The organism is Zunongwangia atlantica 22II14-10F7, assembly GCF_002094855.1.
GTDB classification, from domain to species: domain Bacteria; phylum Bacteroidota; class Bacteroidia; order Flavobacteriales; family Flavobacteriaceae; genus Zunongwangia; species Zunongwangia atlantica.
In genome coordinates this window covers 16728-31010 of record NZ_ARYN01000009.1, presented here as the reverse complement: position 1 = coordinate 31010, position 14283 = coordinate 16728, and the positions used below count along the sequence as shown (strand labels likewise).

The following is a 14283-nucleotide window of genomic DNA, read 5'->3' as shown; positions in this document are numbered from 1 at the left end:
TATGGCAACCGAAGGAAATAATCTATCGGAATACGATAAATCTTCAATCCCAAACGCGAAAGAATTTCGGTTTGGGATTGTTGTTTCAGAATGGAATGAGAAAGTAACTGAAGGTTTGTTTCAGGGGGCTTTTGAAACCTTAAAGGAACATGGTGTACTAGAGAAAAAAATAGTACGTTGGAATGTACCGGGAAGTTTTGAGTTAACTTATGGCTGCAAAAAAATGCAGGAAAGTTACGATATGCTAGACGGTATTATAGCCATTGGTAGTGTAATCCAGGGAGAAACCAAGCATTTTGATTTTGTATGTCAGGGTGTATCTAACGGGATTACTCAATTAAATGTGAATAATGATATTCCTGTAATTTTCTGTGTACTTACAGATAATAATATGCAACAGGCTTTAGATCGTTCTGGTGGAAAACACGGGAATAAAGGAACTGAAGCAGCAGTTGCTGCCATTAAAATGGCACAGTTAAGAAAAGAATCCAGATTTTAATAATCTTAGATAGTATCCTATCATAATCTACATGCCGCTTTTTTTAAAGCGGCATTATTATTGCTTTTTTATATTTTATAGAAGTGCTCTTCTATTTTAGAAAGCTTTTAAGTAAATTTGATGTACCACGTTTTAAAGCAATAATTTTGAGAGTCAATTTTTTAAAAACCAAGAAGAACGCCCGTTATAATTATACTCCACGTTACTACAACGGTAAGGATACGGGAAATATTTACGATTTTGATTCGAAATTTAATAAGTATAAGGAAGCTACAAATGCGATAGATTTTGGTGCACAATGGTCTAGAGATAGAAAGGCCAGCCGAAATCGAGGAAATAGAGAAATTAACAAACGAGTTATTTACGTAGCGATTGTCCTTATATTTATTTTTTTGTGGATTATAGATTTCGATTTGTCTATCTTCTCGAATCCTCGTTAAATGAGTGATATAATACAACTTTTACCAGATCACGTTGCTAACCAAATTGCAGCGGGAGAGGTAGTTCAGCGGCCAGCTTCTGTTATAAAAGAATTACTGGAGAACGCTATAGATGCTTATGCTCAAAATATTCAGGTTGTAGTAAAAGATGCCGGTAAAACCTTAATACAGGTGGTAGATGATGGTGCCGGGATGAGCCTTACAGATGCTCGTATGTGTTTTGAGCGTCATGCTACATCAAAAATAAAATCTGCTGAAGATCTTTTCAGTTTAAATACCAAGGGGTTTAGGGGAGAGGCTTTAGCTTCTATAGCTGCAATTGCACATGTAGAGTTAAAAACGAAGCCAGAAGACGAGGAAGTTGGTACATGTATAAAGATAGAAGGTAGTAAAGTAACTTCTCAAGAACCATGTGTTACTCCTAAAGGAACTTCACTTTGTGTAAAGAATCTTTTTTATAATATTCCTGCAAGACGTAATTTCCTAAAATCTGATGCTGTAGAATTACGCCATATCATCGACGAATTTCAGCGTGTGGCAATGGCGCATCCATCGATTGCTTTTTCACTTTTTCATAATAGTGGCGAACTTTTTCAGTTACCAGCAACCAATCATAGGCAACGAATTACTAATATTTTTGGTGGTAAAACCAATGAAAAGCTGGTTCCTGTTAATGAAGATACCGAGATTCTAAAAATTTCAGGCTTTGTTGGGAAACCAGAATTTGCGAAAAGGAGCAGGGGAGAGCAGTTCTTTTTTGTTAATAACAGGTTTATTAAAAGTCCGTATTTAAATCATGCCGTTTCTGCAGCTTTTGAAGGTTTACTGAAAGAGAAAACTTATCCAAGTTATTTTCTCTATCTGGATGTAAATCCGAAGAGTATAGATATTAATATCCATCCTACTAAAACTGAAATTAAGTTTGACGACGAGCACGCACTTTATGCGATGTTGAGGAGTGCTATAAAGCATAGTTTGGGCCAGTTTAGTGTAGCACCTGTACTGGATTTTGATCGCGATTCTAATTTAGATACACCCTACGAATATAAAAATAAGCAGGCAGAAATACCTAAAATCGAAGTAGATCGTAGTTTTAACCCATTCGAAAACGAGTTAAATACAACTTCAATTCGTTCAGGGAAAAGTCATAGCTTCAAAAAAGAAACAACACAATCCTGGGAAAGTTTATATGCAGGATTAAATGCAGCTCCAGAAAACGATCAACATCAATTTAAACAGGTAGAATTTGAAAGTGAAGAGGTAACCGGGAAACTTTTTGATGATAATCATTCAGGGCCAGAAGCAGGCACTTTTCAGCTTCAAAAAAAATATATAGTTTCTACCTTAAAAAGTGGAATTTTGGTAATCGATCAAAATCGTGCCCATACCAGGATTTTATATGAAGAGCTTTTAAAGAATATTACGATCTCTGCGGCGGTTAGCCAACAGCTTCTTTTTCCATTACAGTTGCAGTTCAACACAAACGAAATGGAAATGCTCAAAGAAATTAAGGAATCTTTAGAACAAACTGGTTTTATTTTTTCTAATATTGAAGTTGATAATGTAGAGATCACTGGGATACCAACTTTAATTAGTGAAAGTGAGGTTGGTATTTTATTAGAACAGCTGTTATCCGACTTTGAGAATGAAGTTCCAGATAATGGATTTTCACAAACAGATTTGCTTGCAAAATCGTTGGCAAAGGGTATGGCTGTGAAATCTGGAACATTATTAAATAGTACAGAACAGCAACATATTGTAAATCGTTTATTCGCCTGCAAAGAACCAGATGTTAGTCCGTTTAATAGATCGGTATTTGTAACGTTAACTGTAGACGAATTAGATAAAAAGTTTACCTAAATGGGAAGAATTTCTGAATCTGTAAAAGTAATTTTAATAGCAAATATTCTATTTTTTATTGGAAGCCAGGTAATTGGAGACAGGGCTTATGATTTATTTGCTTTATGGTTTCCAGAAAATCAAAATTTTCAGTTTTGGCAGGTGATAACCCACATGTTTATGCATGGTGGAATTTCGCATATTTTCTTTAATATGTTTGCTCTTTATATCTTCGGAAGTTTCTTAGAGCAAAGTATTGGGCAAAGTCGTTTTTTATTTCTTTATTTTTCGGCCGGTCTTGGTGCAGCCGGACTTCAGATCCTATTCGCTTATCTCGATTTTAATTCGGCTTACAATGCATTAATCGAAAACGGAGCGAGTGTTTCTCAAATCAATGAATTATTAAATCAATTTGATGGCCAGCCCTATGGCATGATGTATAATGGCGGAAACACTCTTGTAAATGATCTGGCAAGCTCTTTTATGGTTCCTATGGTTGGAGCATCGGGAGCTATTTTTGGAGTCACTGCTGCTTTCGCAGTAATTTATCCTAATTTACCTTTGTATATCATGTTTATCCCCATTCCTATAAAAGCAAAGTATTTAATAGGTGGATATTTCCTTTTAAATGTATATTCAGCTGTAACAGGACATACTCTCTTGGGACCATCAAATACAGCCTATTGGGCACATATTGGTGGAGGTATTATCGGATTCATAACAATGTGGTACTGGAAGAAAAATCAGTTTAACCAAAATAGGTGGAACTAGATGAGAACATCAGATAAGATAAGATATAAAATAAATACGGCCACAATAACAGAAAAACTTATCGCTGTAAATGTGATCGTATTTTTGTTTTTTGGAATTATCAATACCGTATTTTCTCTTTTTGAAATTCCTGGATTTGCAGATTTTTATGACTGGTTTGTATTACCATCAGATCCGGCAGAATTTATCCTGAAACCCTGGACGATTATAGCTTACTCTTTTCTGCATGGTGGAATTTTTCATTTGGCTTCCAATATGCTGATTTTGTATTTCTCTGGAATATATTTTTTGAATTTCTTTTCACCTAAGCGCCTTTTAAACTATTATTTTCTAGGAGTAATTATTGGTGGATTGGTTTTTATGCTGAGTTACAATTTATTTCCAGCCTTTGCTGGAGGTAAATCTTATCTTGTAGGAGCTTCGGCCGGAGTAATGGCTGTTTTGATTGGTGTAGCTACCCAGGCGCCAAATATGTATGTTCGTTTGTTGATCTTTGGAAATTTGAAGTTTTGGTGGATTGCCGCAGCTTTAGTTGCAATAGATATTATTCAAATCCCTATGGGGAATGCTGGTGGACATTTAGCGCATCTTGGTGGTGCCGGCTTAGGTTATTTATATACAACGCAACTGCATAAAGGTAATGATATTGGAGCGTGGTGGGAAAGTTTGATGGATGGGATTGTAAATCTCTTTAAAAAGAAAGAGAAGAAAGCAAATATGAAAACAGTACATCGCACATCGAAAAAAAGAACTACAGGTACTACTTCATCTTCAAGAAATTCATCAATGTCTAAATCTGAAAAACAACAAAAAATTGATTCAATTTTAGATAAAATCAGTAAGAGTGGCTATGAAAGTTTAACTAAAGCAGAAAAAGATTTTCTTTTTCAGGCAGGCAAAGAAGACTAGATGAAAAAATTATCCTGGTTTGATAAACTCATTTTCTTTTTAAATTCATTATTAGCTATAGCCTTAATTGTAGCTTATTTTCTCCCTTACATTCCTCCAAAAAGTTATCCTTTAATTTCGGTTTTAACCTTAGGTGTTCCTATTTTAATTATAGCTAACCTTGTTTTCTTTCTTTATTGGCTATTAAGGATGAAACGTCAAATGGTTTTGTCTTTATTGATTATGATCATTGGCTTTGGTTTTGCTTCGAAGTTTTATAAATGGCCATTTACGGGTGAAGATGGGGCTGGGCAGTATTCTATTATGAATTATAATGTTAGGATGTTTAATAAATCTGTTTGGACAGAGGAAGAAAATATTCCTGAAAAAATAAATGCGATAATAGATGAAGCAGATCCAGATATACTAACGATTGAAGAATATTATAAAAATGAATATCTGGAAAAAAAATATCCGTTTAAATTTATCAAATATCGATCTGAAAGGTCATCTTTTGGTCAGGCTATATTTTCAAAATTTCCATTAATTGGTAAAACCTCTTTAGATTTTAATGTAGATGATTTTACAGGGGATAATAATAATGCGATTTTTACAGATGTAATTATTGAAGAGGACACAATCAGACTGTACAATATCCATTTTCAAAGCTTAAAAGTTACCGAAGATATTCAGGAAGTAGATAATTTTAAAGATAAGCAAGAATCGAAGAAAGTGGTTAAGAATATTTCTAGTGGTTTTGTAAGACAGCAAAACCAGGCTGAAAAAGTATATCAATCCATCAGGGAATCTGCTTATCCAGTAATTATTAGTGGAGACTTTAATAATACTGCGTTTTCTCATACCTATAAACATGTTAGAAATGATCGATTTCAGGATGCTTTTGTAAAAAAAGGTGCAGGTTTTAGCAGTACTTATAATCTGAATTATTTCCCTTTAAGAATAGATTTTCATCTTTTAGACACGGTGTTTGAAATCAACTCTTATGAGCGAATTAAAGTCCCGTATTCAGATCATTATCCTATTCTAACTACTTTTTCATTCAAAAATTAAAGTCGGGAAGTTTTTGATTTTCCAGAAAATCTAAGCTTTGGGGACCAAGGTTAAAAATTAAATCTAGGATGCTTAAATTATTTAAAAATCCGTGTTTTGGCTCAAATACTTGCTGGTAGCGTTCAGATAAAAAATTAAAATCTTTTTTTGCTGAAATAAGATGCCTTCCGTTATCCATTGCTGTAGGATTTCTAAAATATTCGTCAGTTTGTATAATTTCAGCCTCAATTCTTATGGCATCAAAAACAAAAGACTGGCATTTTAAATTAAAATCCATTAGATGAGAAAATTGATTTTCATATAAATATATGATATCATCTTCATAAAACTCGAAGAACGGAGAGGTTTGGTAAGATGCTTTTAAAGCACGCCAATGTTGCTTCTGCCATTCAAAAGAGTTATCAATCAAAACATCCTTGTATAGCTGATTTCCATCTGAGGCTTTACCTGTAAGTGAGGATTTATGTTTTATAGGAATATTTAGTAATAATTTACCATTAGCATCATAAATATACATTCGGTTACGATAAGTCTGTTTTTGATAGCTATCAAAGTTCTCTAAAACAATCTTTTCATATTGGGTAATCACAGCATATTGCGAAACAGGGCCAAAATAGGCCGGATGTAATAAAACAGTATTCATTTTTTAAGAATCTGATTTTTTACGTTTTCTGAAGTAATTAAATCCGAAGATTATTACCAATAGAATAAAGAAATAAGGCAGATAGGATATTGGTTTACCTTCACCTTTAACGGTGGTGAACATTCTATCCCATCTAATACCATTTAAAAATCCTGAAGCATACTTATCTTTACTAAACCAGATAAACACAGGTTTTCCTACTACATGGTTGTAAGGAACATATCCCCAACTACGGCTATCCTCACTGTTATGGCGGTTATCACCCATCATCCAGTAATAATTTTGCTTGAAGGTATAAGAATCCAATGCTTGCCCGTTTAAAAGAACTTGCGTTCCGTTTAGGCTAATTCTATTTTCTATGCCCATCTCGCTACCTTCGTATACTTCAATAATTCTGCGATAAAATGGTAAAGATTCTGGAGTAATTTCTACTGTTTTACCTTCTTCAGGAATATAGATTGGCCCAAAATAATCTAAATTGTAGCGTTTTTTCTTATCGTTAGGGAATAAGCTTGCCGTTTTTTGATCTTCCGGAGAAATACGTCTTTCCAGCGTTTTTATGTAAGGATTGTTTTTTAATCTTTCTTCAGACTCTTCAGGAAGAGCAGAAATAATAAACTCGTTGGTTGCTTTATTGTAATAAAAACCATCTGTAATATCATACATTTGGTACATATACTGCGGCGTAAGTTCCTGCCCATTTGTGGTTCCCTGGTAAGAGTATTGAGCTTTAGCTCTTTCTGATAATTGAAGTTGCTCTCCGTTAATATAAATTTTACCAGCTATAATTTCCAGTGAATCTCCTGGTGTGGCTACGCAGCGCTTAACATAATTCGATTTCTTATCGATTGGCTTGTAATAATATTTCCCATCGCCATATTGCTGAAAAGCATTTACGGTATCAACCGGCCAGTTAAAAACTACAATATCGTTCTTTTTAACTTCCTCAAATCCTGGTAATCTAAAATACGGAATTTGAGGTTTGTTGGTGTACGATTTTATGCCCGCAACTGGGATTGTATCGTGAACCATTGGAAAAGCAATTGGTGTTTGTGGAATTCTAGCACCGTAATGAAATTTACTCACAAAAAGATAATCACCTACCAAAAGTGTTTTTTCTAAGGAAGAAGTAGGAATGGTAAAAGGCTGCATTAAATACCCATGAACTATTGTTGCCGCTACCACAGCAAATAAAATAGAACTAACCCATTCTCCGGCTGTAGTGGCAGGTTTTAGGTTTCTATCTTTAATATGTTTTACATCTTGAGTGTAGTTGATATAATAAATATAGAATCCCAAAGTAAGAATTGCCAACCAGGTATCTGCGGTACTTTTTCTTCCAAAACTTCTTAGGGTCTCCACCCAAATTACCGGGAACATAATAAGATTTACAATCGGAATAAAAAGCAAGATAACCCACCACCAGGGACGATGAATAATCTTCATTAAAATCACCGCATTATAAATTGGGATTAAAGCTTCCCAGGCTTTTCTACCTGCTTTTTGATATAATTTCCAGGTTCCGGCAAAATGAATTATTTGCACAACCAGAAAGAAAATAAACCACGCTGTAAATGTCATATCTTATTATTTCCCTGTTAGTATGCCTAAAAGGCTATTCGTTACTCGATAATCGAGATTAAATGCTTCAAGCTTTAGCTCGAAATAAAATAATTTCTAAAAAATGCCTCATGGGATTAACCTGAGGTAGTTTATTTATAATCTAAAAACTAAACAAAATTTGTTTATGAATTTAGCTGAAATTCGATAAAATAAGCGGCAATTTTATTCAAAAAGGCTAGAAAGAACATCTCTCATAGTATGTACACCTGTTTTTCCATTTAGCCATTCTGCAGCTACAACTGCTCCTTTTGCAAAGCCTTCACGAGAATGTGCCGTATGCATAATCTCGATATCATCGATTTTTGAAGTGTAACTTACAGTATGTGTCCCTGGAACATCCTCAATTCGTTTTGCAAAAACCGGGATTTCATTATCACTAGCGGTTTCTAAATGCCAGCCATTTTTACGGTCATTTACCTCGATGATCTGTTCAGCTAAGCTAATTGCTGTTCCGCTAGGAGCGTCCAATTTTTTGGTGTGATGAATTTCTTCAATTTCTACGCCATACTCATCCAAGTTTTTCATCATTCCGGCTAATCTTTTATTTAGCTCGAAGAAAATATTAACTCCTAAAGAGAAATTACTGGCATAAATAAATGCAGCATTGTTTTTATTGCAAATTTCAACGGCTTCATCATATTGGTCTAACCATCCTGTTGTTCCAGAAACTACTGGTATACCCGCCTTAAAACAAGATGTAATATTTTTAAAAGCTGCATCTGGAATACTAAAATCGATGGCTACATCGATTCCTATTTCTTCCAAATTATAACTTTCAATATTTTTATCGATTTTCAGTACAATTTCGTGTCCGCGTTCTATGGCAATACTTTCTATTGCCTGTCCCATTCTTCCGTATCCTAAAAGTGCTATTTTCATTTCTAAAATTTAAAATTCAGTGAAAAACCATAATTCGATTTTCCTGTGAATTTATCTAGGTTATAATTTGGTTTTAAACTAAGGTCTTCGCTAACATTAAATTGCTGTAAGTGAGCATCAACATTGGCATCGATAATATTTAGTGCGTAAAATCCTATTGCTACTAATATTGAGATTTCCTTATTTCTCTGGTAAAGTTCTTGTGCGCTTCGTAAGCCTTGGTCTGATATTCTTCCGGCAAACTCATCCTCACGGCCGGCTAATCGTTGCTTATATGCATCGCGATAGCGATTGTATTGGCGGTCGTTATCAATATAAAAGTAAACAGGAATACCTATTCCTGCATAAACTAATGGCACTTTCCAGATACGTCCATTATAAATTTGGCCCAATCCTGGTAATATAGCCGAATAGAATGCTGCTTTAGCAGGAGCCAAAGCATTATATGGTTTATAATCCTGTTCTTCTTCTAAATCTTTTGCATCTTCAGGATTTCTAATTACCGTTGGATTTTGTACAGAAAGCGAATCTTCCTGAGCGGTAAGCTGAAATGTTAACAAAAGCAATAACAGTACAGGAAGTAGCTGCTTACTCTTCACCCTGGATTAATTTTTTAATTCGGTTAAATTCCTCTTCAGAAGAAAAAGGGATCGTAAGTTTTCCTTTTCCGTTTTTCTGCACCTTCACGTCGACTTTTGTTCCAAGATAATCTGTAAACTCCTTAATACTTTTTTTGTAGGTTACCGGCATTGAAGGTTTTGAAGCTGATTTTTGCTCAGGTCCGTTTTTGGCTTCTTTCACCAGTTTTTCAGTATCTCTAACAGATAACGAATTCTTTAAGATCTTTTCGTAGATCTCTAATTGTTTTTGAGGGTCGTCAACATTAATTAAGGCTCTACCATGTCCCATTCCTAAAAAACCATCACGCATTCCCGTTTGGATAATAGGATCTAATTTTAAAAGGCGTAAATAATTGGCAATGGTAGAACGGTTTTTACCCACACGTTCACTAAGCTGTTCTTGTGTAAGGCTAATTTCGTCTATAAGTCTTTGATAAGAAAGCGCAATTTCTATAGGATCAAGATCCTGGCGCTGAATATTTTCAACTAAAGCCATTTCCAGGCTTTCCTGGTCGTTGGCAATTCTAATATAGGCAGGGATCGTCTCTAGGCCAATTAATTTTGAAGCTCTAAAACGGCGCTCCCCAGAAACTAGCTGATATTTATCGAATTCTAACTTTCTAACGGTAATTGGCTGAATTACCCCAAGTTCTTTAATAGAACTTCCCAGTTCACGTAAGGCATCTTCATTAAAACTGGTTCTTGGCTGAAATGGATTGACTTCTATTGAAGATAATTCCAACTCAACTATATGACCCACTAACTTATCTGCATTTTTATCTTCGGCTGAATTTATATCGTTTTGAGGATCTTTCAATAGCGCAGAAAGACCTCTACCAAGTGCCTGTTTTTTTGTAGCCTTCGCCATCCTCTAACTGTTTTTCTTAATAATTTCGTGCGCCAAACTTAAGTAATTTGTAGCCCCTTTACTAGACGCATCGTAATTAATTATACTTTCTCCATAACTTGGCGCTTCACTTAAACGAACATTTCGCTGAATGATTGTTTCAAAAACCATTTCATCAAAATGTTTTTGAACTTCTTCAACCACCTGGTTAGAAAGTCTTAAACGGCTATCGTACATCGTAAGCAATAAACCTTCGATATCAAGCTTGTTGTTATGTATCTTCTGAACGCTTTTTATGGTATTCAGTAATTTACCTAAACCTTCTAATGCAAAATATTCACATTGAATAGGGATAATTACAGAATCTGAAGCAGTTAAGGCATTTAAAGTTAATAATCCCAGGGAAGGAGCACAATCGATTAAAATGTAATCGTATTGATCTTTAAGCGGAGTGATTACTTTTTTAAGCATCGACTCACGATTTTCTTGATCAACCAATTCAATTTCGATGGCAACCAAATCGATATGGGCAGGTATCAAATCCAGATTTGGTGAACTGGTTTGCATTATCGCTTTGTCTGGAGTGATAGAATGCTCCAAAAGCTGATAGGTTCCCAATTCTATTTCTTCAACATCAATTCCTAATCCTGAAGTGGCGTTTGCCTGGGGATCGGCATCAATAAGAAGTACCTTTTTTTCTAAAACACCAAGGGAAGCAGCAAGATTTACTGAAGTTGTAGTTTTTCCTACTCCACCTTTCTGATTGGCAATAGCGATGATTTTACCCATTAATTTTTATCAATTTTTGAAGGTAAAAATACAATTTATTATAGGTTTATAAAATCATTTTGTTAACAGGTTTTTCAAAAACTTTAACAATCGCAAAAGTTTTAACCTCTTTTTTTAGCTTTAATCATTGCTTCCAGCTGATCCCACAATTCTTCAGGGATCGCTTCCAGCAAATTAAACTGCCCGGCACCCTTTAACCATTCACCACCATCGATGGTGATTACTTCTCCATTTAAGTACGCCGAAAAGTCGGATACCAGATAGGCGGCAAGGTTTGCTAGTTCTTGGTGATCGCCCACCCGTTTTAGCGGAACTTTTTTAGCCAGATCAAATTTATCTTTTAAATCACCGGGTAATAATCTATCCCAGGCACCTTTGGTTGGGAATGGCCCTGGGGCAATCGCATTGCATCTTATGCCGTATTTAGCCCACTCAACCGCTAAAGACCTTGTCATCGCTAAAACTCCAGCTTTTGCGGTGGCGCTTGGTACTACATAAGCAGAACCCGTCCAGGCGTAGGTGGTAACAATATTTAAGATAGAGGTATTTATAGTTTTTTTATCGATCCAGTGCTTCCCAAATGCCAGCGTACAGTTTTTACTTCCTTTAAGTACAATATCGATAATGGTATCGAAGGCGTTAGCTGAAAGTCGCTCGGTAGGGGATATAAAATTTCCGGCAGCGTTATTCAGCAAAACATCAACTTCTCCAAATTCATCCAAAACTAGGTTAAGCATTTGCTCTACTTCATCATAATTTCTAACATCACACTGTACAGGTAAACACTTTCCGCCGGTTTCGTTTTCTAGTTCTGAAGCTGTATTCTGAAGTTTCTCCAAATTCCGGGAAGAAATCGCCACATTAGCACCTAACTCTAAAAAATACTTGGTCATTGATTTTCCAAGACCGCTACCACCACCGGTTACAACAATAGTTTTGCCGGCTAAAGCATCGTCACGCAGCATTTTTTTTGTGAAGTCCATTATTCTGAATTTGTAAGTTCAGAAATGAATTTACTTATATTTTTTCAGAATTAGTGGTAAATTATAGTCAAAATTATGCATTTCGAAATCATCGTCGATTAAGTCTCCATTTTTGTTTAAGACAATATATCTAGGAATCCCGTTAAATTTGAATAGTTGTCTAAAGCGATTATAAGTATCTGTATCTACGCGATGAAGGTTTTCTAATTCTTGTTCTTTAGTAAAGCTTTCATAATTTTTAAGGGGAGATTGTGCCTCATCTGTAATAAATACAAATTCAAAATCTGGGTTGTCTTTATATTTTTTCCTGGTTTCTTTCATATGTTTTATGGTTGCAACACATGGCCCACATGTTGTTGCCCAAAAATCTATAAAAAGGATCTTACCTTTATAATTATTAGCAATATCATAGAATAGCTGCTTTGGTTTGCCATCAGGTAAGGTGATAATTTTATTGTTTATAGCTATAGTCGTTTCAGTTGGATCACCATCTACAACTTGTTTTTCTTTTGGTTGATTTGGAAATTTTTCTTTGATTATTCTGGTGAATTCTTTTATCAGAAACTCGTTTTCTATGGTAGCACTTTGATTTTTTAGGTAGTCGTAAGCTACTTTAGATTCATTCATCATTTGAATATCAAATTTGGTAGATCTTACTTTTGTAATGTCATAAATCAAATCATTTTTTAGGTGAAGTTGATTTTGTAATACCGAGTCTTTTTTATGCCAGGGTTCCATAAAATCGATAAAGACGTGATCTTCAATATATGGAGTAACGTATTTTTTTCTATGCGCTTCACTCTCTTTAGCGTATTTTTTGAAAAAAACTTTTATTTTCTTATTGTATTCTTCAATTTCTTCTGGTTTTAAAGCTTTACTTTTTAAAAGATATTCTTCTTCTTCTGAAAGATTGATATCCATCGATTTTAGATAATCTAAGAAACTAATTTCAGGAACAAAATTGTTATATTTAAATTGATATCTTAATGGATCCGAGTATTCAAATCTATTGATAAATTCGGAAAAATTACTATTCACTAGAAGAGCTTGTTTGTTAAGATTTATATCTTGTAAAAACGTGTAAAAATCGATATCTTCATCTTCTTTTATATAGTCATTATCTGGGTGTTGTGTTCTAAGTTCCTTTCTGGACATTACATAATTAAAAAGTCTCGTAGCTGTGATAAGATCTTTTTCGTTACTTAATATTTCCTTCGATTTTTCAAGAAGATCGGTATTAGAAAAATAATTCTGAAGAATCTTTTCGTTTTCGGCTTTCTCATTTAATGCAATGGCTTCCAAGTCCGATAGTTCACTATTTAAAATAGAAGATTGAAAATCGGAGTAGTCAAATTCGGTAAATTCAATAGTATTTACTTCTTTGTTTATTCTACTTAATTTTCCTTGATATTTAATAAAAGCTTTTGGGTAAGCTCTGGAATAATTATAATTAGCTTCTAAAAATCCTTCCCAATCAAGAATTAAACCCAAAGTCTGTCCTGGTTCCAAATAAAACTTAACTACTTTTCCGTTAATAAAAAAATTGGATTTTACTGGATGCACTAAAGGAATATCAGCTTCAAACCTTCCGTCTTCTTTTATTTCAATGGTTACGGGATAATCTTCTCTAGTTAATACGTTAGAAGCGTAATAAATTCCGGTATCAAAACCACTTCTTTGATCGTAGCCTTTTATATACCCAATGATTTTTGCTGGTTTTTTACTGAAAAATTCGTCTGATTCATAGTTTTCTATAGGTTCATCCTTAACTTGTGCCAAAGCGGCATTGATCCAATCTTGTACGTCAGAAGGAATATCTTTAGACTTTTCCTTTTTTTTCTCATGTAAAGAAAGCCCAAAAAACTGATCATTATAATCGATCTTTTCTACGTCATTTTTTAGTGGAGGAAATATAAATACGCTGTGATGTTCACCTGAGGCATCGAAAGTGATCCTGGTATCAAATTCTTCATTTTCTATGCTGAGAATTGAAAGTTTTTCGCCTGTTTCTGAATTTCGAATAAAAGCATCTCTACCACATTTTATCCATGATCCTTCAGGCATATTCCAATCTAAGTGTATTTTAGTTTCCTTCTCAGAAAGCTCGATTTTTGAAATTTTGAATTGCTTGGTATTTGCAAATTCGTACGAAGGGTCTTCAATAACTGAATCCAAATTTTCAGCAGATATATTTAAAATCGAAAATAATAAGAAGAATGTACAGAAGAGGCTTTTGTGAATTCTCATGGGATATAGATTGATGAAATTTTATCCCTAAAGGTAAGAAAAATGATGTGTAGTTTACTGTAAATCAAAAAAATCCTGTGGAGATACAGGATTTTAACTCGATAATCGAGATTAAATGCTCCGAGGCTTGCCTCGATACAAAGA

General features: G+C 34.4%; 14 protein-coding genes. 6 read left to right on the top strand and 8 right to left on the bottom strand.

Translation table 11 applies throughout. The features are described from left to right. The first annotated feature begins 1 nt into the window (after position 1). The 6 genes from ribH (at position 2) to IIF7_RS10720 (ending at position 5508) form a co-directional block, all read left to right on the top strand. Positions 2–499: a 6,7-dimethyl-8-ribityllumazine synthase gene (gene ribH, locus IIF7_RS10745; protein WP_084841697.1), complete on the top strand. Its 498-nt coding sequence runs from the start codon at positions 2–4 to the stop codon at positions 497–499. Between the two features lie 146 nt (positions 500–645). Then, positions 646–939 (top strand): hypothetical protein, encoded by a 294-nt coding sequence (locus IIF7_RS10740; RefSeq protein WP_217806684.1) that lies wholly within the window; start codon positions 646–648, stop codon positions 937–939. After that, positions 940–2799, top strand: coding sequence for a DNA mismatch repair endonuclease MutL (gene mutL / locus IIF7_RS10735; protein ID WP_084841696.1), 1860 nt, complete (start codon positions 940–942; stop codon positions 2797–2799). Beyond that, positions 2800–3549 (top strand): rhomboid family intramembrane serine protease, encoded by a 750-nt coding sequence (locus IIF7_RS10730; RefSeq protein WP_084841695.1) that lies wholly within the window; start codon positions 2800–2802, stop codon positions 3547–3549. Next, entirely contained in the window at positions 3550–4458 is a 909-nt protein-coding gene (locus tag IIF7_RS10725; protein WP_084841694.1) for a rhomboid family intramembrane serine protease, read from the top strand. Further along, positions 4459–5508, top strand: coding sequence for an endonuclease/exonuclease/phosphatase family protein (locus IIF7_RS10720; RefSeq protein ID WP_084841693.1), 1050 nt, complete (start codon positions 4459–4461; stop codon positions 5506–5508). Here IIF7_RS10720 and IIF7_RS10715 read toward each other — a convergent pair. The 8 genes from IIF7_RS10715 to IIF7_RS10680 form a co-directional block, all read right to left on the bottom strand. Continuing rightward, positions 5498–6151: a WbqC family protein gene (locus IIF7_RS10715; RefSeq protein WP_084841692.1), complete on the bottom strand. Its 654-nt coding sequence runs from the start codon at positions 6149–6151 to the stop codon at positions 5498–5500. The two genes, IIF7_RS10720 and IIF7_RS10715, sit on opposite strands and share 11 nt — an antisense overlap. Before the next feature lie 3 nt (positions 6152–6154). After that, positions 6155–7732, bottom strand: a complete 1578-nt coding sequence (lepB, locus tag IIF7_RS10710) for a signal peptidase I (RefSeq protein WP_084841691.1) — start codon at positions 7730–7732, stop codon at positions 6155–6157. 204 nt (positions 7733–7936) lie between these two features. Then, entirely contained in the window at positions 7937–8653 is a 717-nt protein-coding gene (gene dapB, locus IIF7_RS10705; protein WP_084841690.1) for a 4-hydroxy-tetrahydrodipicolinate reductase, read from the bottom strand. Positions 8654–8655: 2 nt separating this feature from the next. Further along, a complete protein-coding gene (locus IIF7_RS10700) occupies positions 8656–9252 on the bottom strand; it encodes a DUF5683 domain-containing protein (protein WP_084841689.1) in 597 nt (198 codons plus the stop codon). Beyond that, positions 9242–10141, bottom strand: coding sequence for a ParB/RepB/Spo0J family partition protein (locus IIF7_RS10695; RefSeq protein ID WP_084841688.1), 900 nt, complete (start codon positions 10139–10141; stop codon positions 9242–9244). The genes IIF7_RS10700 and IIF7_RS10695 overlap by 11 nt, the downstream gene beginning before the upstream one ends. Positions 10142–10144: 3 nt before the next feature. Next, a complete protein-coding gene (locus IIF7_RS10690) occupies positions 10145–10909 on the bottom strand; it encodes a ParA family protein (protein WP_084841687.1) in 765 nt (254 codons plus the stop codon). A gap of 101 nt (positions 10910–11010) precedes the next feature. Beyond that, entirely contained in the window at positions 11011–11892 is an 882-nt protein-coding gene (locus tag IIF7_RS10685) for an SDR family oxidoreductase (protein WP_084841686.1), read from the bottom strand. A gap of 30 nt (positions 11893–11922) precedes the next feature. Next, positions 11923–14139 carry a TlpA family protein disulfide reductase gene (locus IIF7_RS10680; RefSeq protein ID WP_084841685.1) on the bottom strand — a complete coding sequence of 739 codons (2217 nt, stop codon included), beginning with the start codon at positions 14137–14139 and terminating at the stop codon, positions 11923–11925. Positions 14140–14283 lie beyond the last annotated feature (144 nt).

Coding starts and splice junctions, on each gene's coding strand:
- ribH (WP_084841697.1), top strand. CDS start 2: ATGGCAACCGAAGGAAATAATCTATCGGAATACGATAAATCTTCAATC.
- mutL (WP_084841696.1), top strand. CDS start 940: ATGAGTGATATAATACAACTTTTACCAGATCACGTTGCTAACCAAATT.
- IIF7_RS10730 (WP_084841695.1), top strand. CDS start 2,800: ATGGGAAGAATTTCTGAATCTGTAAAAGTAATTTTAATAGCAAATATT.
- IIF7_RS10725 (WP_084841694.1), top strand. CDS start 3,550: ATGAGAACATCAGATAAGATAAGATATAAAATAAATACGGCCACAATA.
- IIF7_RS10720 (WP_084841693.1), top strand. CDS start 4,459: ATGAAAAAATTATCCTGGTTTGATAAACTCATTTTCTTTTTAAATTCA.
- IIF7_RS10715 (WP_084841692.1), bottom strand. CDS start 6,151: ATGAATACTGTTTTATTACATCCGGCCTATTTTGGCCCTGTTTCGCAA.
- lepB (WP_084841691.1), bottom strand. CDS start 7,732: ATGACATTTACAGCGTGGTTTATTTTCTTTCTGGTTGTGCAAATAATT.
- dapB (WP_084841690.1), bottom strand. CDS start 8,653: ATGAAAATAGCACTTTTAGGATACGGAAGAATGGGACAGGCAATAGAA.
- IIF7_RS10695 (WP_084841688.1), bottom strand. CDS start 10,141: ATGGCGAAGGCTACAAAAAAACAGGCACTTGGTAGAGGTCTTTCTGCG.
- IIF7_RS10690 (WP_084841687.1), bottom strand. CDS start 10,909: ATGGGTAAAATCATCGCTATTGCCAATCAGAAAGGTGGAGTAGGAAAA.
- IIF7_RS10685 (WP_084841686.1), bottom strand. CDS start 11,892: ATGGACTTCACAAAAAAAATGCTGCGTGACGATGCTTTAGCCGGCAAA.
- IIF7_RS10680 (WP_084841685.1), bottom strand. CDS start 14,139: ATGAGAATTCACAAAAGCCTCTTCTGTACATTCTTCTTATTATTTTCG.